Origin of the sequence: Pseudomonas sihuiensis (assembly GCF_900106015.1) — a bacterium.
Taxonomy (GTDB): domain Bacteria; phylum Pseudomonadota; class Gammaproteobacteria; order Pseudomonadales; family Pseudomonadaceae; genus Aquipseudomonas; species Aquipseudomonas sihuiensis.
In genome coordinates, this window is sequence record NZ_LT629797.1 from 4,102,113 (window position 1) to 4,123,112 (window position 21,000).

Here is a 21,000-nt window from a genome sequence, read left to right on the forward strand (position 1 = left end):
CCATCATATGCCGGTGCTTTCTGAAACTTGACCCGGTTTTCCCTCGCGCCGCTCCTATCTGGCTCTTGGAATCCGGGTCGTTCCAAGGAGTCATCATGGCAAAGATCAAGCTCACCAAGACCGCCGTGGAGGCGGCCCAGCCCCAGGCCAAGGATGTTGAACTGCGGGATACCGTGGTGCCCGGCTTCCTGTGCAAGATTACCCCGACGGGCCGCCGGGTGTTCATGCTCCAGTACCGCACGAACTCCGGCCAGCCCCGCAAGCCCTCGCTGGGGCTGTACGGGGAACTGACCGTCGAACAGGCACGAGTCAAGGCACAGGACTGGCTGGCCGAGGTTCGCCGGGGCGGCGACCCCGGCGGCGCCAAGGCCGAGGCGCGCAAGGCGCCCACGATGGCCGAGTTGTGCAAGAAGTTCATGGAGGACTACTCCAAGAAGCGCAACAAGCCCAGCACGCAGGACGGCTATCAGGGCGTCATCGACCGCAACATCATCCCGCTGCTGGGCCGCAAGAAGGTGCATGACGTGAAGCGGCCCGACATTGCCGGGCTGATGGAGAAGCTGGCCTACAAGCCGACCGAGGCGAACAAGACCTTCGGCGTGCTGCGCAAGATGTTCAACCTGGCCGAAGTGTGGGGCTACCGCCCGGACGGCACAAATCCGTGCCGCCACGTCCCGATGTACCCGCCGGGCAAGGAAACCCGGCTCATCGTGGACGAGGAAATGGTGCGGCTCTTCCGCCATCTGGAGAAGCTGGAGGCGGAAGGGCTGGAGAACTACGTCATCCCTCTGGCGATCCGGCTGCAATTCGAGTTCGCCGCCCGGCGCTCCGAAATCTGCCCGCTCGAATGGAGCTGGCTGGACTTCGAGAACCGGCGCGTGGTGTGGCCCGACAGCAAGGTCGGCGGCATTTCCAAGCCCATGAGCGAGGAAGCCTATCGGCTGCTTTCGACGGCGCCGCGCCGGGAGGGCTGCCCTTATGTCCTGCCGTCGCCCAACGACCCGGCCAAGCACCTGACCTTTGGCGAACACTATGGCGGCTGGTGCCGGGTGCTCAAGGCCGCCGGCGTCCCGCACGTCGGCACGCACGGCATCCGCCATCGCTCGACGACCGACATTGCCAATTCTGGCGTACCGACCAAGGTGGGGATGAAGCTGACGGGCCACAAGACCGTGGCGATGTTCATGCACTACGTCCATACCGAGGACAAGCCGGTGCGCGATGCCGCCGAGCTGGTGGCCAGCCGGCGCCAGGCCATCACGGGCGCGCGCCAGCTTGCGGAGGCGGCAGCATGAACACGCGCCGGTCATCCGCAGCATCGTCCGCAGCGCCTTCGGCGCTGCTGGGCGACATTCGGGCACTGATCGAGGCGGCGCGCAAGCGCGCCGCCTCGACGGTGAATAGCGAACTGACGATGCTCTACTGGCGCATCGGCCAGCGCATCCATACGCAGGTCTTGGACGGGCGCCGGGGCGCTTATGGCAAGGAAGTCCTGCCTACCCTGGCGGCGCAGTTGGTGAAGGAGTACGGCAACAGCTTTGCCGAGCAGAACCTGCGCCGCATGGTGCAGTTCGCAGCCACCTTCCCCGACGAGCAGATTCTCGTATCACTGATACGAGAATTGAGCTGGACGCACTTCATCGCCCTGATCCCGCTGAAAGACCCGCTCCAGCGGGACTATTACGCGCAGATGGCGAGCGTCGAACGCTGGAGCGTGCGGACGCTGCGCGAGCGCATCGACTCGATGCTGTACGAGCGCACGGCACTGTCCCAAAAGCCGGGCGAGACGATCGCACAGGAGTTGGCGACGATGCGCGATGCGCAGCGCATGTCGCCCGCCCTGGTCATGCGCGACCCGTACATCCTCGACTTCCTGGGGCTGCGGGACACTTGGCAGGAAGGCGACCTGGAAGCGGCGATCATCCGGGAAATGGAATCCTTCCTGCTGGAGCTGGGCGCGGGTTTCAGCTTCGTGGCCCGGCAGAAGCGCATCCAAATTGACGGCGAGGATTTCCACCTCGACCTGCTGTTTTACAACCGCAAGCTGCGCCGGCTCGTGGCAGTGGAGTTGAAGGTCGGCGAGTTCAAGGCGGCTTTCAAGGGACAGATGGAGCTTTACCTTCGCTGGCTGGACAAGCACGAACGGGAGCCGGAGGAAGCCTCGCCGCTGGGAATCATCCTTTGCACCGGCAAGAAGCGCGAGCAGATCGAATTGCTGGAGCTGGACAAGTCGGGCATCCACGTCGCCGAGTACCTGACCGCCTTGCCGCCGAGGGGCGTGCTGGTGGAGCGACTGCAACAGGCAACGCAGCGGGCACAGTTGCAGATCGAGCAGCGCAAAATCGACAACGAGTAGCCCTGTCCCAAGCAGTCGGGCGTCCCGGCGTGCCGCCGTCGCGCTGTCGTGCTGTGCATCGAGCCTCGCTGCGCGACTCTCGCCCCATCCGGGCTTCCATCGTTCCCTCGCTTTGCTCGGCTGACGCCTCCGGCCCGACTCGCTGATCCGGGCCTGCGCACTCCGCTTGCCAAAAGCCGACTGTGTGCAGTGGGCGGGTGTGGGCGGTCTTGCTGTTCCCTTCACCGTATCACGGCGTTCTCGCCGTCAAGGGCGGCGCGCGCTTGTGCGCGCTTGCGTCCTGGCGGCCGTCTGCGACCCCTGACTGCTTGCGCTGCGCCGTGCTGGCCACGGTTCCGGGCAATTCCGCCCGAGCAACCGGAGCACGATCATGTCGCAACTGACCCTCTCTCACGATACCCCGCTGATGGTGCGCGATGGCCGTGGGCGCTATCGGCCGGCGGACGCCGACCAGATTCTGGAAGCCGCGCGCCAGGTCATCGAACAGAAGATGCAGCGCGGCGAGGCGTTCACTTCGCCGGCGGCGGTGAAGGACTACCTGCGCGCCAAGCTGGCCGGCTTCGAGCACGAGGTCTTCGCGGTGTTGTTCCTCGACACGCGCCATCGGCTGATCGACTACGTGGAGATGTTCCACGGCACGATCGACGCCGCCGAGGTGCATCCGCGCGAGGTGGTGAAGCAGGCACTGCGGCTCAATGCAGCGGCGGTCATCGTTTCGCACAACCATCCGAGCGGAAACCCCGAGCCGAGCGCGGCCGATAAGGCGATGACCTCGCAGCTTCGGCAGGCGCTGGCGCTGGTGGACGTTCGCACGCTGGATCACATCATTGTCGCTGGAAGCCGTACCACGTCATTCGCCGAACGCGGCCTGCTTTGACCTTGGGGGCTTCGGCCCCCTTTTTGCTGCATCCGGTGCCGATTGACAAAGCACACCTGCGGCGGCCGACAGAAGGGCGGCAAGGCGATTTTGTCATATCCCCCCTGGGGGGATACAATTGCCGCATGAAAGCGACGCACAAGCACTCAACCCACACCGACCTTGTGAAGCGACTCAAACGCGCCGAGGGCCATCTTCGGCACGTCATCGGCATGATCGAAGGTGGTCAGTCCTGCCTTGACATCGCCCGCCAGCTCGCGGCGGTGGAAAGCGCGGTGACGGCGGCAAAGCGCGTCCTGATCCACGACCACATCGACCACTGCCTGTCCCATGACGAGGACTCCGTTCTGGCCGAAATGAAGGCGCTGACCAAACTGCTCTGAGGCCATCCCATGCTCTCCGTTCTGAAGAACCGCACCTATCGCCACCTGTTTTCCGCCCAGGTGATCGCACTCGTCGGCACCGGCCTGATGACAGTGGCGCTCGGCCTGCTTGCCTACGATCTGGCCGGCGCGGATGCCGGCGCGGTGCTCGGGACGGCGCTGGCCATCAAGATGCTCGCCTATGTCGGCGTCGCACCTGTCGCGCAGGCTTTCGCCGACCGGCTGCCGCGACGGTCGTTGCTGGTCGCCCTCGACCTGGTGCGAGCATCCGTTGCGCTCTGCCTGCCCTTTGTCAGCGAAATCTGGCAAATCTATCTGCTGATCTTCGTGCTACAGGCGGCGTCCGCAGGCTTCACGCCGACCTTTCAAGCCACCATCCCGGACATCCTTCCCGACGAAGACGAATACACGAAGGCGCTGTCTCTTTCCCGGCTGGCCTACGATCTGGAAAGCCTGATTTCCCCAATGCTGGCCGCCGCGCTGCTGACCGTCATCAGCTTTCACAATCTGTTTGCGGGAACGGTTCTCGGCTTCCTCGTCTCGGCCGCGCTCGTGGTCAGCGTGGGGCTGCCCACAACCGTACCCGGCCCACGCCGGGGCATCTGGGATCGCACTACGCGCGGCACGCGCATTTACCTCGCCACGCCACGCCTGCGAGGTTTGCTGGCAATCAGCCTCGCCGTGGCGGCAGCAGGATCAATGGTGATCGTCAACACGGTGGTTATCGTCAAGGCGCGCTTCGGCCTGGGCGAATCCGAGGTGGCGTGGGCGCTGGCCGCCTTCGGAGGCGGCTCGATGATTGCGGCATTCGCGCTGCCTCGCTTGCTCGACAAGATTGCTGATCGGCCAGCCATGATTGCGGGGGCAACGATGCTGGTGTTGGGGACAGCAGCCGGAGCGATGATTCCGACCTATGCCGTCCTAGTGGTGATCTGGCTGGTGGTCGGCTTTGGCTACAGCGTGGCGCAAACGCCATCCGGTCGGTTGCTGCGTCGCTCCGCTCACCCCGAGGATCGTCCTGCGGTCTTTGCTGCGCAATTCGCCCTGTCCCATGCGTGCTGGCTCATCTGCTACCCCTTGGCCGGTCGCTTCGGTGCTGCCTTTGGACTGCAATCGACCTTCATCGTCATGTCGCTGATCGGTCTTGTAGGAGTGGGATTGGCGTTGCGGCTCTGGCCCGCTAGTGATTCTTCCGACATCACTCACGATCACCCTGATCTGCCGTCAGATCATCCTCACTTGCGCGAACACGCAGATCGCGGCGGGCATCGCCACCCTGCGATCGTGGACGACCTGCACCGGGACTGGACGCGCGTTTAGCGGCTGTCAGCGTTTCACATCCCCAACGCCTCCGGCCCGGATTGCTAGATCCGGGCCTGCGCGCTCGCTTGCCCAAAATCGGAGTGAGTGGGGGCGGTCTTGCTGTTCCCTTCATCGTGCCACGGCGTTCTCGCCGTCAAGGGCTGCGCGCGCCATGCGCGCTTGCGTCCTGACGGCCGTCGTTGACCCCTGACGGCTTGCGCTGCGCCGTGCCCCGGAAGGGTCGGGCAATTCCGCCCGGCAACCTTCCAGGAGTTCACCATGAACAACGCACTCATCACCGACGAGCAGCGCATCGTGCTGCTGGCCAACGGCCGCGAATCCTTGGAGAACCCGGACTTCGATCCGGCACCCGTGGTCAAGCTGTTCACGCCGGACGCTGGCGCGACCTGGCTGCTGACCGAGATTGATCCCGACGACCACGACCACGCCTTTGGTCTTTGCGACCTGGGCCTGGGGGAGCCGGAAATCGGCTGGGTCAGCCTGGACGAGCTGGCGGCGGTGCGCGGCGGGCTGGGCCTGCCGATCGAACGTGACCTGTCTTTCCGCGCCGAGAAGCGGTTGAGCGTCTATGCGCGCGATGCGCGGCTGGCCGGGCGGATCGTTGTCTGACCCGGCCCTGGGAGCGCTGCAAGGCGCTCCTTGTGCTTTCTCAACCATCACAGGAGATCAATGCCATGAGCAGCCATAACGACTACATCATCGAAATCACGGCGCAGCACGATGCGCTCAAGCCGTTCGCGCCGGAGAACGGCCAGCCCTTGCGCTTCAAGATCGGCGACGCGGTGATCTACACCAACGAATTTGGCGCACAGTTCCGGCGCCGCGTTACCGGGTTCTACCGGCCAACCGCGCTTTCGGGCCTGTACGCGCGCGGTGCGCGCTACCTGCTGAACTCGTCATCGCCCTGGATGCCAGTTTCGGAATCCAGCCTGCGCCCTGACGACTCGGCGTGATGCCTTCGCACCCCTGACGGGGCGCTGCGCGCTGCGCTTGCCTCCAGGGGAAAGCCCTGCGGGCTATCCCCGCCGCGCGATGCTTGGCGCCCCTCAAAGACCGCCGAACCGGCTGCGCCGGATCGGCCTGACCACAGTAGTCGCTGTCGAACCTGTTTCCCGATGACTGGCGCATGAGCTTGTGCATCAAGCATTGAAGGCTGTGCGTCCCCGGCCAAGAAACATGGCCGGTCACGCTGTCGTGCGCGTGGCGCATCGAGCCGCCTGCGGCGTCTCGCCCCTGACGGGCTTCCATCGTTCCCTCGCTCCGCTCGGCTGACGCCTCCGGCCCGGCTTCCAGATCCGGGCCTGCGCGCTTCGCTTGCCGTGCGGTCGGCGTGTTGAGGGGCCGTTGCCATGTCCAGCCGTCTCCCCTGACTTCATCACCTTCACCGCGACTGTAGCCCGCGGCCGTGTGCCGTCAAGGCGCGCAGGGCCGTGTCCTCGGCTTCGCCTGCGGGCCGCACCAACCCTGCGCTTATCTCCTTGACGGCCCCCCGTCCGCGCGCTCCTGACCGTCGCGGGCGATGAACTCAGGAAAGACGGTGGCAACAGGGCCAACCGGGTTCCTCGTGCCGACCGCACCGAACAGCCGAAAGGCTGGGCTTCCGAATCTAGGAATCCGGTGTGCGGTGAACAGCAAACCCTTTTTTCTTTGTCAGGAGAAATGCCATGCAACTCGCATCCCGCTTCGCTTCCCGCTCCCCGGTGCTGCGTTCGGAACGTCCCTTGTCGGATGACCAAATCCGGGCCGTGGCCCCGTCGATCTTCGCCAAGGCACCGCACGAAAGCCGCTCCGAGCGGTACAGCTACATCCCCACCGCCACCGTGCTGCAGGAACTGCGCGGGGAAGGCTTCGAGCCTTTCATGGTGACGCAAACCCGCGTGCGCCACGACGACCGCCGCGACTACACCAAGCACATGATCCGGCTGCGCCACGCCAGCCAGATCAACGGGCGCGAGGCCAACGAAATCATCCTGCTGAACTCCCATGACGGCACCAGCAGCTATCAGATGCTGGCCGGGATGTTCCGCTTCGTTTGCAGCAATGGCCTTGTCTGCGGCGACACCGTGGCCGACGTGCGCGTACCCCACAAGGGCGACGTAGCCGCTCACGTCATCGAAGGCGCATACGAAGTCCTGCACGGCTTCGACCGGGTGCAGGAATCGCGCGATGCCATGCGCGCCATCACGCTGGACGCCGGGGAATCGGAAGTGTTCGCCCGCGCTGCGCTGGCGTTGAAGTACGACGAGGACAAGCCCGCGCCCATCACGGAATCGCAAATCCTGATGCCGCGCCGCCATGACGACGACCGCCGCGACCTGTGGAGCGTGTTCAACCGCACGCAGGAGAACTTGACCAAAGGCGGCCTGTCCGCCCGCGCCGCGAATGGCCGCCGTCAGACCACCCGGCCCGTGCAGGGCATCGACCAAAGCGTGCGCCTGAATCGCGCCCTGTGGCTGCTGGCCGATGGCCTGCGCCAGTTGAAAGCCTGAATCCCCACGCGGCAGGGGCAGGCAGCAGCCCTTGCCGCTTCTCTCGCTGCTGCATCCCTAACCGCAAGGAGTTATCACCATGAACGCCGTACTCAAAACCGAAGCCGTCGCCATCGAAGCCGCCGCACCGCTGGAAATGGCCGACCCGTCCAAGAACCTGATTCTGGTTCCGCTCTCGCAGTTGCTGCCGCGCCGCTCCAAGCGCAACGCCCGCAAGATGCCGCGCCTGTCCATCCCCGAACTGGCCGCGAGCATTGCCCGCATCGGCCTGCTGCAAAACCTGATCGTCATCCTTTCCGCAGATGGCGAGGCTTACGAGGTGGTGGCAGGCGACCGCCGACTGACCGCCTTGAAGCTGCTGGCGAAGAAGAAGCGCATCCCCGCCGACTACGAAGTGCCGTGCCTGCTGGTGCCCGATGCTTCGGCCCGTACCGTCAGCCTCGCGGAAAACCTGATGCGCGAGCAGATGCACCCCGCCGACCAGTTCGCGGCCTTCGCCGCGCTGGTCAAGGAAGGACGCCCCATCGAGGACATTGCCGCCGATTTCGGCGTGTCCCCGCTGGTGGTGCAGCGCCGCTTGAAGCTGGCGAACGTCTCGCCGCGCCTCATGGCCGACTACCGGGCCGGTGGCGTGACGCTGGAACAGTTGATGGCCTTGACCATCACCGACGACCACGCCGCGCAGGAGGCCGCGTTCTATGGTGCGCCGGAATGGCAGCGCAGCCCGTCCAAGCTGCGCGAGCGCCTGACCGAGCGCGAAATCGACGCCGCGCACGCGCTGGTGCGCTTCGTCGGGCTGGACGCCTACCGGCAGGCAGGCGGCGGCATCCGCCGCGACCTGTTCGCGGAAGGCGATGCCGGAACCTACCTCACCGATACCGCAGTGCTGGAAACGCTGGTGCGCGACAAGCTGGCAACGCTGGCCGAGGACGTGCGCGCCGAGGGCTGGGCATGGGTGGAGGCCGTGCCGCATCTGGCCTACGAGGAACGGCAGGCTTTCCAGAACGCCCCGCGCCAGCGCCGCGAGCCGACCACCCGCGAGGCCCGCCGCATTGCCTCGCTGCAAACCCGCCTCGACAAGATCGACGCCGAACTGGAAGAAGCCTGCCAAGGTGAAAGCAGCGAGGACGAGGCCAAGGCCGAGAAACTGGAACAGCGGCGCGATCAGGTGGTCGGCGAACTGCAAGACGCGGAGGACGCCTTGCAAGGTTATGCCCCCGAGGTGCGCGAGGTGGCCGGTGCCATCGTCACCATCGACCGCAACGGCGAGGCCGTCATTCATCGCGGCTTGCTGCGCGAAGCCGAGGCCAAGGCGCTGCGCACGCTGGAAAAGCTGCGGCGCGGTTTCGGCAGCACCGAAGGCGAAGCCGCCAACGACGAGCACGAGGACGCCGACGACGCACCCAAGGCCGCGAGCCTGTCCGACCGGCTGGCGCAGCGGTTGAGTGCCCATCGCACGGCGGCGCTGCAAATCGAAGTCGCCCGGCATCCGCAGGTCGCGCTGGCCGCGCTGGTGCATGGCATGGTGCAGAAGGTCTTGCAGCCCGACGCCTACGGCGATGGACTGCCGCTCGGCGTGCGCCTCACGGTGCAAGACCGGCTGGAAGGCATGGCCCCGGACTGGCCGGAATCGTCCGCCGCCGTGGCGCTGCGCGAACTGCAACAGGTGGCAGGTGTTGCCTTGCCGGAGGACAGCGCCGAACTGTTCGCCGTGCTGCTGGCGAAGTCGCAAGACGAACTGGTGCGGCTGCTTGCCGTGTGCGTGGCTTCCACGGTGGACGTGGTGACGCCTCGCGCCACGCCGCACCGGCCCGGCGAGGAACTGGCGCAGGCCGTGGGCCTCGACATGGCCGCATGGTGGCAACCGACCGCAGAAGGCTACTTCAAGCACGTTCCGAAGGCCGCGATCCTGCAAGCCGTGGGCGAGTACGCGCCCGAGCACGTCACTAGGCTGGCGAAGTTGAAGAAGGCCGACATTGCCAGCGAAGCCGAACGGCTGGCGGATGGCACGGGCTGGATGCCCGCCATCTTCAAGACCGAAACGCCGGAAGCCACGCAGGAAGAACCGCAGGAGCAGGACGACGCCCCGCAGGAAGCCGAGGCAATGGCGGATGAACCCGCCGAGGCGCTGGCCGCTTGACCCGCGCCGAAGGCAAGCGCCCCGGCCTTGACCGGGGCGCTTCGCTTTGTGTGGTGGCGCATCGAGACGAAGGAATAACCCGATTAGCACCGCGCCCAGGCCGTTCCGTCCTGGGCGCAATGGAAAGCAAAACCGGGCGCGGCAGTGGCCGCGCCCGGTGTCGAAGGCCAACAGCCGAATCAGAACGCCGCCGCCTTCGCGCTGGCTCAGGCGGCGGCGGTGAAGGCATCGCTATAGTGCGCGATACCTTCCGGTACTGGCCCATGCAGGGCCAGCGCCATGAAATAGCCGGGCGGTACGCCCGGCAGTTGCAGGCTCGCGTGGGCCTGAAAACCAAAGCGCGCGTAGTACGCGGGATCTCCCAGCAGCACGCAGCCTGGGGCCCGCATAGTTCGCAGTTCGGACAGCGCCTGTTCCATCAGGCGCGAGCCGATGCCATGCCCCTGCCTTTGCGGCAGGACGGAGAGAGGCCCCAAACCGTGCCAGCCTTCGGCCTTTCGCCCGTTGTCATCGGTGATCTTCACCGGCGACAGCGCGACGTGGCCTACAACCTGCCCGTGTTCTTCGGCCACGATGGAAAGCGTCAGTTCGTTCGCAGCGCGCAAGGCCCGCACGATGAATTGCTCGGTGTGGCTGGTATGCGGCGCATCGGCAAAGGCGGAAACCGTGACCGCCTCGATGGCAGCAATGTCGTCCGGGGTTTCGTGTCGGAGCTGGAGTGTCATGGGCTTGTCTTGGGTTCCTTTCTGAAAATATAGAACGGCCTGGGCGTGTTGGCGCGATGCGCCGCCGGGCTTTCGGGCTGCGCCCCGTGCCGCCTTTGCCGTCACGGCCATTCGGCTTCAATCCCTCACGCCTTCGCGCCTGCGGCGCTGCGCGCTTCGCTTGCCTCCAGGGGAAAGCCCTGCGGGCTATCCCCGCCGCGCGATGCTTGGCGCCCCTCGATGCGGCCGAACCGGCTGCGCCGGATCGGCCCGGCCAGCGCCCCGCCGCGATGGACGGGCGCTGGCGAACACGCTGGCGCTCGCTGCGACAGGTTGTGCAGGTGCGTGCCGTCCTCAACGCTGGCGGTTCCTGCCCATCACGTCACGAAGGACGGTTCACGGACAACCCGCCCGGCATCGCTATGGAGCTTCCACGCCACGCCTCAAGAGCGGCGCCGCAAGGTGCGGCGGGGGCGTTCTCGCCTGTCGTCGGATGGTTGACCTGGCCCGCATCAGCGGGCGAGCCGGAGAAGCCTTCGGGCGGGGGTGCCGAGTCGGCCCCATCTCCTTTCGGAGCGGTTCGGCCCAAGGCGTCCTTGTCTCGTTGTGAATCCTGGCGGTGGCGCGGCTGCGCCTCGGGCTTATGGCTGCAACCGTCCGGCGAAAACAATTTCCCCGCCGCTACGCGGCTTCCACGCGCAACAAATTCTTTTCGCCTCCCGGCTCTCCACTGCGTTTCGACCGCAAGCGGTGCAGCCAGCCCGTCCCCCCGCCGGCCGGATCACAACAAGGACGCGATGGGCGCGAACCTTGTTCAACCGAAAGGAGAAAACATCATGGCCAACATCGGCACCTTCACCACCGACAAAGACGGCTTCACCGGCACGCTGCGCACCCTGACGCTCAACGTCAAGGTCAAGCTGGTTCCCAACGACAAGGGCAGCAGCGAGAACGCCCCCGACTTCCGCCTCCAGGCCGCCGGCCACGACATCGGCGCGGCATGGAACAAGACCAGCGAGGCCGGGCGGGAATACAAGTCCGTGACCCTCGACGATCCTTCGTTCCCGGCTCCGGTCTATGCCCGCCTGATCGAAGGCGAGGACGGCACGCACGACCTGATCTGGTCGCGCAGCAAGCCCCAGGCGGCGTGACCGCCGCAGCGCCCCGCCCACCGCGGCGGGGCGCTGTGCTGCTGGTCGCAGCACACCACCACGTCACGCACGAGGCTTCGCCGAGTCGCGTTCCTTGGCCACCGCCTCCAGCTCCCGGCGCACTTGCGCCAGCAGCTCGTCGGCCTTGCGCGGACTGTCGCCCGCATAGGCCAGCGTCAGCAGCGTGAGCGGGTGGATCTTCATCACCTCGCACAGCTCGGCCAGCTTATGCAGGGTCGGGCTTTTAAGGTTGCGTTCGAGGGTACTCATATAGGTACGGCTGGACACGTCAGAAAAGGCTTCCTGGCTCAAGCCACGCGCCTTTCTGACTGTCTTCAACGCCTTCGCCAATGAGTTCTTAGCCGCCACCTATGGTTTCCCTCGAAAAACCAAGATGACAGCCCATTGCGCCCTATAGGGCTACAATCTATAGTGTTCATTTGGTGTTCTACGTTTTTGTGCCTTTACGGAAATCCGCATCGGCAGGTTCCGGCAAAGCCACGGAACCGCATCCGTGCTTGCGCACGAAGGCGTAAATCCGGTTTCGCGGTTCTGCGCTTTGGCGTGAAACCGCATTCGTGCATCATTGGATTTGTGGAATTGCCGACCATGCCCCAGCCACTCGCCACCGCCCCGGAGCGCGCGCAACTGCTCGCCAACGGCGAGGCCCGCGCCGCTGGCCGGGCCATCGACCCGGTGCCCGTGGTGCGGTTGTTCACGCCGGACGCGCATGTGACTTGGCTGCTGGCCGCGCTCGACCCCGCCGATGGCGACACCGCATGGGGCCTCATCGACTTGGGGTTGGGGATCCCGGCGCAGGGCACTGTCAAGCTATCCGATCTGGCCGGCATCGTCGGGCCGTGCAAGCAGCCCGTGTTACGCGACACCTATTTCCGCCCTACGCGCACGCTGTCGGAATACACCCGGCTGGCCGAGCGCGATGGCGCGATCTCGGATTGAATACGGCCGACTGTGACTTTTTCAGTCTGGCGTCATACCGGGCAGGTCTTAATCAGCATTCTTGCGGCGTAGCCCCACCAGTCTGATCCAAATTGACATGATGCCCAGCGCGGGCTGCGGCAGGCTGGCCTGTGCAGCACTCCAAGTTCGGGGCGCTGCCGCCACATCATTGAGACGAATACCGCAACGCATCGGAGCCAATCGGTCTTGACAATCCCATTCGCCTTTTTAACCCATGACGCTCTAACGATGGCGATGTAGCGCGTAGTTCTTCCGTGGCGGCGAGTCCTGTTCGCAGGAGGAGGCGTCATGGTCAATCCTCATCACCTCGCACACTGGTATCCGACTGCCGCATACCTGTATGTCTTTGGGCTGGATGCGCTCGCGCTCGCTTGGGAGTATCTGCGCAGGCATCCCGACTACCGGCTCGACTGGCTTCGCCGTCATCGCCGGCCAGACACGGCGCATCGCTGGGGCTTACGCCTACTGGAAGACCCGGCGCTCGATGCGCGCGACGCGCATCCGGCTTGGCTGCCCGGCCATGCCGCCGTGGTGCAGCTCTACCCCGATGCCGATCCGTCGCAGGATGCGGCGACCTTCGCGTTCTGGCGCATCCCCGGTCACAAGCAACTGCTGCATGACGGTAAAGGGCTGGCGCTGATCGCGCGCAGCCCAGGTCATTGCCTGCGCTTCGCGTTCGCGCCCGGCCTGGAAGACGGCATGGCCGTGGCCTATGCCCAACGGAGCGGCACCGCCGCGCCTGCGCGCGGTCGTGCGCTCCACGGAGCACTGGCGGCCGCCAAGCCCAGACCGACACCTACCGCACTGCTGGAACTGCACAGCTTGCAGGCGCTCGACGCGACCCTGGCGGGCGCATCCCTGCGTGAAGTCGCGGAAGGACTGTTCGGCGTAGATGCCGCAGCCGATTGGTACAGCGATGGCGGGCTGCGCTCCAAGGTACGCCGCCTGGTACGGCGCGGTGATGCGCTGATGCGCGGCGGCTATCGCCGTCTAGCACAGCTTCCGCCGCTTGAGAAGGGTCGTTTTGAGGACGACGCAAAACGACCCTGAGCAGAACAGCTTGGTTTTCTGAGACTGCCTCCATCCGGTCGCGCTGTGTGGCCGGGCGCTTTCAACCGATGGAGGTTCACACCATGCGTCCCGCTCCCTTGCGGCCTGCCGCCACTGTCTCGACCGCTGCCGCGCAGCCCCAACGCTATCTCACCAACGACGAAGCCGCCGAATACCTGCGCCTGTCGCCGCGGACGCTGGAAAAGCAGCGTGTGATCGGCGGCGGCCCGCGCTTTCGCAAGTTCGGCCGCCGCGTCATGTACGCCGTGGCCGACCTCGACGCCTGGGCTGCCGACCGCAGTTTCGAGACGACTTCCGATCCCGAATACGCCGAGCACCACTCGGCCGACAGCCGTGCGCGCTGATCGGCGGCGCGCGGCAGGCCATCGCTATGTCCAGCACCGGGCTGCCGTCCCGGCAGCGGCCGTTGCAGGAGCGCGAACAGCTCGACCTGTTCCGCGCCTTGCCCGGCGACATGGCGCCGCGCGACAGCCAGGATTTGATGGCCTATCCGTTCTTTTCGCTCGCCAAGTCCAAGCGGGTCAAGCCCATCGACTTCCGTGCGGGCAACGTGACGATTCGCGTGGAAGGCACGCAGGAGCACGGCATCGCCACGATCTGGGACGCGGACGTGCTGATCTGGGCGGCCTCGCAGATCGTGGAGGCGAAGGACGCGGGCCTGCGGCCCTCGCGCCTGATGCACGCCACACCCTACGAGATCCTGCGCTTCTTCGGGCGCGGCAAGTCGCTGCGCGACTACCAGCGCCTCAAGGCGGCCTTGGATCGCCTGCAATCGACCACGGTAGCCACGTCCATCCGCGAGACGACCGGGCGGCGATTGCACCGCTTCTCCTGGATCAACGAGTGGAAGGAACTGGCCGACGCCAGCGGCACGCCGCTGGGCATCGAGCTGATCCTGCCGGACTGGTTCTATGCGGGCGTGCTCGACGCCGCCCTGGTGCTGACCATCGACCCGGCGTACTTCCGGCTTACCGGCGGCATCGAACGCTGGCTGTACCGCCTGGTGCGCAAGCATGGCGGGCGGCAGGAGCACGGCTGGCAGTTCGACTTCCGCTACCTGCACCAGAAATCCGGCAGCACCGCCAAGCCCTACGACTTCGCCTGCGACCTGCGCGCGCTGGTCGCGCGGCAGTCGCTGCCCGGCTACGTCCTGGGCATCGAGCGGATGCCGGACAACGGCATGGAGCTGCTGACCTTCCGGCCCGTGCCGCAGACGGCACGGGGATAACTCCGGGAAAACCTGTGAACAGTGTCGTGCTATCAGGCGTGCGGGGTATCGTGCTATCAGGCGTGGGACTATCGTGCTATCAGGCGTGCCGATCGGCCGCAAACCCGCGCCAGCATTGGGTTTGCGCACCTTCTAACTTCCCTAACTTAATTTCTCTAACTTTTAGTAGGGAAACGCCGCTGCGGTGGACAACCACCACGCGGCCACAAGCGCAGCAGCAAAAGCCCGGCTCTCCAACACGGAGGGCCGCGTCATGATCGTCGCTCTGCTCAACCAGAAAGGCGGCGTGGGCAAGACCACGCTCGCCACGCATATCGCCGGCGAGCTTGCGATGCGCGGCCAGCACGTCGTCCTGCTGGACGCCGACCCGCAGGGTTCGTCGCTGGACTGGACACAGCGCAGAAGCCAGCAAGGCTTGCCAAGGCTTTTCAGCGCCGTGGGCCTCGCACGCGAAACGCTGCACCAAGAGGCGCCAGAACTCGCCAGGCGAACCGATCACGTCATCATCGACGGCCCGCCGCGCATCGCGGCACTGGCGCGCTCCGCGCTGCTGGCGGCCGAGCGCGTGCTGATCCCCGTGCAGCCCAGCCCCTACGACCTGTGGGCCAGCGCCGAGATGGTGGCGCTGATCCGCGAGGCCCAGGTGTTTCGGCCTGCGCTGCGCGCGGCCTTCGTCATCAATCGGCGCGTCAGTACCACCGTGATCGGGCGCGAAGCGCGCCAGGCGCTCGCCGACCAGCCGCTTCCTGCGCTGCGCGCGGAAGTGCATCAGCGCATCGTGTTCGCCGACAGCGTGGCCGCTGGCCGGCTTGCACGCGAGACGGCGCCGGACAGCGCCGCCGCCCGCGAAATCACCGCACTGGTGGACGAACTGCTGCGGTGGCCGACATGACAGCGAAGCCACCGATACGCGCAAAGCGCGTCGGCATCGGCGCGCGTCCGCCCGCGAATCCGCACGCCGAGGCGTGGATTCGCCAAGGCGACGCCGATGCGCTGGGCAAGGGCGACCTCTACACCGCTCGCCTGACCCTCGACATCACGCCCGCGCTGCGCGCGCGCATCAAGGTGTCGGCCTTCACGCAGGGCGTGACCGTGGCCGATCTGCTGCGCGGCCTGCTGGAGCGTGAGTTTCCCGAGCATCGCAGGGAGAACACACCATGACCGCATCCGCTTCGCCTGCCGCTGGCGCGGCTACGGCTGCGCTCGCAGCACCTTCCGGCCAGCCTGCCAGCGCGCCGTTGACGCGCGTGGCACTGGCCTACACCGAACCACGCTTCAAGCTCTACCTGCGCTTCGGCGAACCCGCGCGTACGCACCAGCTCGACCGCTGGCGGCGCTGCGCGGTGTTCCAGCCGGGCGCCATGTTCTGCCGCATCCGCTGGCAGGCCAACGACTACGGCACGATTCGCTGGCAGCTCATGGTGATGCAGGCTTGCACGCCGTTCGATGCGGCGCAGCGCATTCCCGGCGTGCAGCCGGGCGCACGCCTGCTGCTGCACGCCGAGGGCGAGAATCAGGTGCGCGCCGTGCTGGAGCGCATCGACGCCATCGAGGCGCTGGGCATCGCGCCTATCGGTGCCTCGCCCGTGTACTGGCGCACGCTCGCCAACCGGCTCGCTGCACGCCTGCCGCTGCCCGAATACACCGCCGAGCGGCACGCCGCATGGCTCATCGGGAGGGCGCTGCCATGAACGCCGTTTCGACTGTCGGCACCGCGCCGCGTCCTCGCTCGCGCCTGCGCGCTCGCATCGTGCTGGCGGGCCTGTCCGCCTGCGGCCTCGCTGCGCTGGCCTGGGCGTCCTTCGTGCATCCACTGCCGCGCCTGATCTACAACCCGTCCGACAGCGTGGCGGTCGGCTGGTATCGCGTCGATCCGCTGAGCAACGGCACCGGCTCGCTGCCACGTCCTTTGTCCGTGGGCAGCATCGTCCTGACCACGCTGCCGCCAGATGCCGCTGCGCTGGCCGCGCAGCGCGGCTACCTGCCGGCGCGCGTGCCGCTGCTCAAGCGTGTGGGCGCCGTCGCGCCGCAGGAAGTGTGCATCGCGGGCGGCATCGTCCGCATCGACGGCGTGCCTTCGGCCGCCGTGCTGCCTGCTGACCGCTGGGGCCGGCCGCTGCCATCCCGGCAGCAATGCCGTCGCCTCGAACCCGGCGAACTGTTCCTCTTGAGTGTGACCAACCCGGCGTCGTTCGACAGCCGGTATTTCGGGCCGGTCAGCACATCCGCCGTGATCGGCGTCGCGCATCCGGTCTGGCTGGAATCCCGCCCATGATGGCCGTCGATTCGCTGCACGCCGCCGTGCATCTCATCGTGCCATCGGGCGTGTCGTTCTGCTGTTCGTCGCCGTGTCGTCGCGCGTGCAGTGCGGGTGCATTCGCACCGCACTTCGCGCTGCCTTCGGCGCAGCCGTCCAACGTGCAGGCGTCTTGCCTCGAACGCGCCCGGCCTGCGGCCGTGTCCGCGTTCGCCGGCGCGCTGGCTGCTCGCGCAGCAGCGCCGCCGGGCCGCCGCTGCCCGGAGCGACAGCGAGGGGCAAAGGCGGAAGGCAAGACAAAAGGACGCGGCACCGGGCCGCGTCGAAAGCCTGTCTGCACATGGGGTTGGCGCGGCACGGAGCGGCTTCGCCGCCGTGCCGCTTGGGGCGCGAGGCCCACGCCAATGCAGGCATGTCCGCGTGCTTCGCACGACCGGACATGCCAGAGCTTGCAGGGGGCGCAGCCATGACCGACCGCCGCGACGATGATTTCCGCATCCGCCCCAGCGCCCCGAAGAACCAGGGCCAGGGCTTCGTCTCCAAGGTGCTCAAGCAGGCGGGCAAGGCCAGTAGCGGCAAGTCGTCGGTGCGTCGTCCTGGGGGAGCTGGCAAGGGCGCAGGAACCGGGCATCGGCCCGGCTCGCGTCTGGGGCGCGGCCACACGGCGGCGCGCTTCGCCGGGGCGAAGCTGACGCCCATGTCGCGGCGCGTGACCATCAAGACGCTGTTGGTCAATCAGCGCCAGGCCAGCCCGCAATCGCTCGCCAAGCACCTGCGCTACATCGAGCGCGATGGCGTGGGCCGCGATGGCGAGCCAGGCCAAGCCTACGGGCCGCAGACCGATGCCGCCGACCTCGACGCCTTCAAGGAACGCTGCGCCGACGACCGGCACCATTTCCGCTTCATCCTCTCGCCGGAGGACGGCGCCGAGTTGGAAGACCTGCGCACCTACACGCGGCACCTCATGGGCCGCATGGAGGCCGACCTGGGCACGGGCCTCGATTGGGTGGCCGTCAACCACTGGAACACCGACAACCCGCACACGCACATCGTCGTGCGCGGACGCGACGACACCGGCAAAGACCTCATCATCGCGGGCGACTACATCGCCGATGGTTTCCGCCATCGCGCCGCCGAACTGGCGACCGAATGGCTGGGGCCGCGCACCGAGCTGGAGATCCAGCAGACCTTGCAACGCGAGGTGGAACAAGAGCGATGGACGAGCTTGGATCGCACGCTCAAACGCGAGTTGGGCGACGATGGCTTGGTGCATGTCGAACGCCTCAACGAGCCGAGATTGCAACGCCAGCGCCTGCTGCTGATCGGCCGCCTGCAACGCTTGCAGCGCCTGGGCCTGGCCGACGAGATGCAGCCGGGCACCTGGGCCGTCCATACCGATGCCGAAAAGACGCTACGCGCCCTGGGCGAGCGTGGCGACATCATCCGCACCATGCAGCGGGCCATGCGCGGCGAGCCGCGCGAACTGGCGGTGTTCGACCCGGGCGACGATGGCCGAACCATCCTCGGCCGCGTGGCCGCGAAGGGGCTGGCCGACGAGCTGCGCGACCGGGGTTATCTGGTCATCGACGGGGTGGACGGCAAGGCCCACTATGTTGCGCTCAACGCCCGCGACGAACTGGCGAACTATCCGACCGGCGCCGTGGTGGAGGTGAAGGGATCGGCCGACGTGCGTGCGGCCGACCGCAACATCGCCGCGCTGGCGAGCGATGGCCTGTACCTCACCGACCACCACCTCGCCATCGCGCAGAGTCAGGCCGTGCCGGGCCGCGATCCGCAGGAAGTCGTCGCCGCCCATGTCCGCCGGCTCGAAGCCCTGCGCCGAGCCGGCATCGTGGAACGTGTCGCCGAAGGTCTATGGAAGGTGCCGGACAACCTGCCCGAGCAGGGCCGTCAGTACGACGCGCAACGCCTAGGCGGCGTGGCCGTGGAACTGAAATCGCACCTACCCATCGAGCGACAGGCCCGCGTGATCGGCGCCACGTGGCTCGACCAGCAGTTGATCGGCGGCGGCACCGGCCTGGGCGAACTGGGCTTTGGTGGCGAGGCCAAGCAGGCGATGCAGCAGCGCGCCGACTTCCTGGCCGAACAAGGGCTGGCCGAGCGACGCGGCCAGCGGGTGATCCTGGCGCGTAATCTGCTGGGCACGCTGCGCAATCGGGAGCTGGCGCAGGCCGCTAAGGACATCACCGCCGATACCGGCTTGGAGCATCGCCCGGTGGCCGACGGGCAGCGCGTGGCGGGTATCTACCGGCGTAGCGTCATGCTCGCCAGTGGGCGCTACGCGATGCTCGATGACGGCATGGGGTTCAGCCTTGTGCCGTGGAGGCCGGTGGTCGAGCAGCGGCTGGGCCAGCAGCTTGCCGCTACGGTGCGCGGCGGCGGCGTGTCCTGGGAGATAGGACGGCAACGTGGGCCTGCCGTCGGTTAACTTCCCGCGATAGCAGTGCCCGGCATGGGGGTTGCACAATAAACCGATTGACGGTCGGTTTTTCGTGGTGGATACTCTTGAGTTCGAGTCAAAGCTCGGAGCCGACAACATTGACCAACCACAGCGTACCAACACTTGGCGATCTCGAAATCGCCGTGCTCGAAGACATCTGGCGCTTCGGCCCGTCCGACACCAAGGCGGTGTACGCGCGCATTGGGAAGTCTCGCTCGATTTCCTTGAACACAGTGCAATCCACGCTGGAACGTCTGTTTCGCAAGGCCATGCTCCAGCGCGAAAAGATCAGCCATGCCTACGAATACTCGGCACGAGTATCTCGCCGGGAACTGATCCAGAAGCTGGTCGAGTCCACGGTGCGTCGTGTCGCAGGCCCGCAGCCGGATGCGTTGTTGAGTGCCTTTGTCGATCTTGCTGCAAGGGCGGATGATGACCAGCTCAAGAGGCTGGAGGAGTTGATTGCCCGTCGTCGCGCTGAATTGGATCAGCCGTAATGATGAGTTATGGCCCACTACTTCAGTTCGCATTGCTATCCGGCTTCGTGCTGGCAGTAACGCTTACCCTGCTGATTGGAACCTGCGAGCGCCCATTACGCCGTGCGCTGTCAGGAAAGAGCCCCTATCAGCGAGCAAGAGTGTCTTGGTGGATGCTGGTAACACCCGCATTGGCGGGTATTGCCTATACGGCCATGACTATCGCCATGCCGTCGATGTTTGATGATTCGGCCAGATTTGCCGCTGCCTGCTCTGCGCACGCTGACACGCTCCTGCACCTGTGCGTTTGGCACCCGAGCGGCAATGGGCAAAGTGCCTGGCTATGGGGAGCATTGGCATTGTTGGCGGGATACGCGGTTTGGCTGGCATTACGGGCCGTAGTGGGCCTTTGGCGTGCTCGTCGAACCCTTGCCTCGATGGTGCGCCTGAGCTGGCGTCCGGGGTATCCAGACAAACTTCGCGTGCTTGATGTCGATCAGCCTATGGCGCTGGCCTGTGGCGTCGGGAATGGCCACATCCTGCTTTCAACCTCGTTGATGCGGCGACTCGACCCAACGCAATTGCGCGTGGTGCTGGCGCACGAACAGGCTCATATCGCCAATCGAGATGTGCTGCATCGCCTGATCGCTGTCGTGTTGTCGAGCATCCAGTTGCCGGGCACTCGTCGCCGGCTGTTGCGCGATCTGGAACTCGCCTTGGAACAGCGTTGTGATTTCGCTGCTGCAAACGAAGTGGGATGCCCTGTCGCCGTAGCCGAAACCATCGTTGCAGTAGAAAAGATATTTCGGCAACACGCCAAGGAACAGATGCCGTTGGCTATGGCGTTCTTTTCCGATTTCGTCCCTGAGCGTGTCGAGGCGTTGCTGTCGTCCAAGCACACGTCTGTCTCATACCTGGGGCCGATGCTAGGCATTCTTGTTCTGGCGTTTTGCAGCCTATCTACCGGCTGGCTGCATTCCGTGACCGAATCTCTCATCACTGTGATGACGAGGTAAGTCCATATGCGCGCGTGCTGTGTTTTTTTGCCTGAAAAACCGATTGATGATCGGTTTATGACGATTCCACTAAGGCGTGTGCGAGCA

The 21,000-nt window shown here is 66.0% G+C and carries 23 protein-coding genes; 21 read left to right on the top strand and 2 right to left on the bottom strand.

The genetic code is table 11. From position 1 onward, the window contains the following. Nucleotides 1-95: 95 nt before the first annotated feature. The 9 genes from BLT86_RS19275 (at nucleotide 96) to BLT86_RS19320 (ending at nucleotide 9,568) form a co-directional block, all read left to right on the top strand. Nucleotides 96-1,295 (top strand): tyrosine-type recombinase/integrase, encoded by a 1,200-nt coding sequence (locus BLT86_RS19275; RefSeq protein WP_003103175.1) that lies wholly within the window; start codon nucleotides 96-98, stop codon nucleotides 1,293-1,295. Further along, a complete protein-coding gene (locus BLT86_RS19280) occupies nucleotides 1,292-2,356 on the top strand; it encodes a PDDEXK nuclease domain-containing protein (RefSeq protein WP_003103173.1) in 1,065 nt (354 codons plus the stop codon). Before BLT86_RS19275 ends, BLT86_RS19280 begins: the two co-directional genes overlap by 4 nt. Before the next feature lie 370 nt (nucleotides 2,357-2,726). Beyond that, on the top strand, nucleotides 2,727-3,233 hold the full coding sequence (radC, locus tag BLT86_RS19285) for a RadC family protein (protein ID WP_003103172.1): 507 nt from the start codon (nucleotides 2,727-2,729) through the stop codon (nucleotides 3,231-3,233). Nucleotides 3,234-3,358: 125 nt separating this feature from the next. Next, nucleotides 3,359-3,616 carry a metal-sensing transcriptional repressor gene (locus BLT86_RS19290; RefSeq protein WP_003103170.1) on the top strand — a complete coding sequence of 86 codons (258 nt, stop codon included), beginning with the start codon at nucleotides 3,359-3,361 and terminating at the stop codon, nucleotides 3,614-3,616. A 9-nt stretch (nucleotides 3,617-3,625) separates the two neighbouring features. Next, the gene (locus tag BLT86_RS19295; protein WP_003103168.1) at nucleotides 3,626-4,936 is read left to right on the top strand and encodes an MFS transporter; all 1,311 of its coding nucleotides are present in this window, start codon (nucleotides 3,626-3,628) and stop codon (nucleotides 4,934-4,936) included. Between the two features lie 261 nt (nucleotides 4,937-5,197). Beyond that, nucleotides 5,198-5,548: a DUF2958 domain-containing protein gene (locus tag BLT86_RS19300; RefSeq protein WP_003103166.1), complete on the top strand. Its 351-nt coding sequence runs from the start codon at nucleotides 5,198-5,200 to the stop codon at nucleotides 5,546-5,548. A 65-nt stretch (nucleotides 5,549-5,613) separates the two neighbouring features. After that, nucleotides 5,614-5,892, top strand: coding sequence for a hypothetical protein (locus BLT86_RS19305; protein WP_003103165.1), 279 nt, complete (start codon nucleotides 5,614-5,616; stop codon nucleotides 5,890-5,892). A gap of 711 nt (nucleotides 5,893-6,603) precedes the next feature. Beyond that, nucleotides 6,604-7,428, top strand: coding sequence for a DUF932 domain-containing protein (locus tag BLT86_RS19315; RefSeq protein WP_003107836.1), 825 nt, complete (start codon nucleotides 6,604-6,606; stop codon nucleotides 7,426-7,428). 79 nt (nucleotides 7,429-7,507) lie between these two features. After that, entirely contained in the window at nucleotides 7,508-9,568 is a 2,061-nt protein-coding gene (locus BLT86_RS19320; protein WP_003158123.1) for a ParB/RepB/Spo0J family partition protein, read from the top strand. Nucleotides 9,569-9,774: 206 nt separating this feature from the next. Here the strand turns inward: BLT86_RS19320 and BLT86_RS19325 are convergent, their stop codons facing one another. Then, nucleotides 9,775-10,293: a GNAT family N-acetyltransferase gene (locus BLT86_RS19325; RefSeq protein WP_003107955.1), complete on the bottom strand. Its 519-nt coding sequence runs from the start codon at nucleotides 10,291-10,293 to the stop codon at nucleotides 9,775-9,777. An 815-nt stretch (nucleotides 10,294-11,108) separates the two neighbouring features. Between BLT86_RS19325 and BLT86_RS19335 the strand changes: the two genes are divergently transcribed. Beyond that, nucleotides 11,109-11,423, top strand: a complete 315-nt coding sequence (locus BLT86_RS19335) for a DUF736 domain-containing protein (RefSeq protein ID WP_003107092.1) — start codon at nucleotides 11,109-11,111, stop codon at nucleotides 11,421-11,423. Nucleotides 11,424-11,486: 63 nt separating this feature from the next. Here BLT86_RS19335 and BLT86_RS19340 read toward each other — a convergent pair whose 3' ends face one another. Further along, complete coding sequence (locus tag BLT86_RS19340) at nucleotides 11,487-11,792, bottom strand: helix-turn-helix domain-containing protein (protein ID WP_020750592.1); 306 nt, start codon at nucleotides 11,790-11,792, stop codon at nucleotides 11,487-11,489. Nucleotides 11,793-12,032: 240 nt separating this feature from the next. Between BLT86_RS19340 and BLT86_RS19345 the strand changes: the two genes are divergently transcribed. From BLT86_RS19345 to BLT86_RS19405, 11 genes are all read left to right on the top strand, one after another. After that, nucleotides 12,033-12,383 (top strand): DUF2958 domain-containing protein, encoded by a 351-nt coding sequence (locus tag BLT86_RS19345; RefSeq protein ID WP_003107096.1) that lies wholly within the window; start codon nucleotides 12,033-12,035, stop codon nucleotides 12,381-12,383. Between the two features lie 309 nt (nucleotides 12,384-12,692). Beyond that, on the top strand, nucleotides 12,693-13,454 hold the full coding sequence (locus tag BLT86_RS19350) for a DUF2285 domain-containing protein (protein WP_003107098.1): 762 nt from the start codon (nucleotides 12,693-12,695) through the stop codon (nucleotides 13,452-13,454). A gap of 83 nt (nucleotides 13,455-13,537) precedes the next feature. Continuing rightward, nucleotides 13,538-13,819, top strand: coding sequence for a helix-turn-helix transcriptional regulator (locus BLT86_RS19355; RefSeq protein WP_003107109.1), 282 nt, complete (start codon nucleotides 13,538-13,540; stop codon nucleotides 13,817-13,819). A 26-nt stretch (nucleotides 13,820-13,845) separates the two neighbouring features. Continuing rightward, nucleotides 13,846-14,703, top strand: a complete 858-nt coding sequence (locus tag BLT86_RS19360) for a replication initiator protein A (protein ID WP_003107111.1) — start codon at nucleotides 13,846-13,848, stop codon at nucleotides 14,701-14,703. Between the two features lie 253 nt (nucleotides 14,704-14,956). Beyond that, nucleotides 14,957-15,595, top strand: a complete 639-nt coding sequence (gene parA / locus BLT86_RS19370) for a ParA family partition ATPase (protein ID WP_003107112.1) — start codon at nucleotides 14,957-14,959, stop codon at nucleotides 15,593-15,595. Continuing rightward, on the top strand, nucleotides 15,592-15,864 hold the full coding sequence (locus BLT86_RS19375; protein ID WP_003107114.1) for a hypothetical protein: 273 nt from the start codon (nucleotides 15,592-15,594) through the stop codon (nucleotides 15,862-15,864). Before parA ends, BLT86_RS19375 begins: the two co-directional genes overlap by 4 nt. Beyond that, the gene (locus BLT86_RS19380; RefSeq protein WP_003107117.1) at nucleotides 15,861-16,394 is read left to right on the top strand and encodes a DUF2840 domain-containing protein; all 534 of its coding nucleotides are present in this window, start codon (nucleotides 15,861-15,863) and stop codon (nucleotides 16,392-16,394) included. Before BLT86_RS19375 ends, BLT86_RS19380 begins: the two co-directional genes overlap by 4 nt. Continuing rightward, nucleotides 16,391-16,978 carry a S26 family signal peptidase gene (locus tag BLT86_RS19385; protein WP_003107118.1) on the top strand — a complete coding sequence of 196 codons (588 nt, stop codon included), beginning with the start codon at nucleotides 16,391-16,393 and terminating at the stop codon, nucleotides 16,976-16,978. Before BLT86_RS19380 ends, BLT86_RS19385 begins: the two co-directional genes overlap by 4 nt. Before the next feature lie 448 nt (nucleotides 16,979-17,426). Next, nucleotides 17,427-19,409: a relaxase/mobilization nuclease domain-containing protein gene (locus tag BLT86_RS19395; protein ID WP_003104027.1), complete on the top strand. Its 1,983-nt coding sequence runs from the start codon at nucleotides 17,427-17,429 to the stop codon at nucleotides 19,407-19,409. Between the two features lie 110 nt (nucleotides 19,410-19,519). Continuing rightward, entirely contained in the window at nucleotides 19,520-19,918 is a 399-nt protein-coding gene (locus BLT86_RS19400) for a BlaI/MecI/CopY family transcriptional regulator (RefSeq protein WP_003104024.1), read from the top strand. Further along, nucleotides 19,918-20,913, top strand: coding sequence for a M56 family metallopeptidase (locus tag BLT86_RS19405; RefSeq protein WP_020750593.1), 996 nt, complete (start codon nucleotides 19,918-19,920; stop codon nucleotides 20,911-20,913). The genes BLT86_RS19400 and BLT86_RS19405 overlap by 1 nt, the downstream gene beginning before the upstream one ends. Nucleotides 20,914-21,000 lie beyond the last annotated feature (87 nt).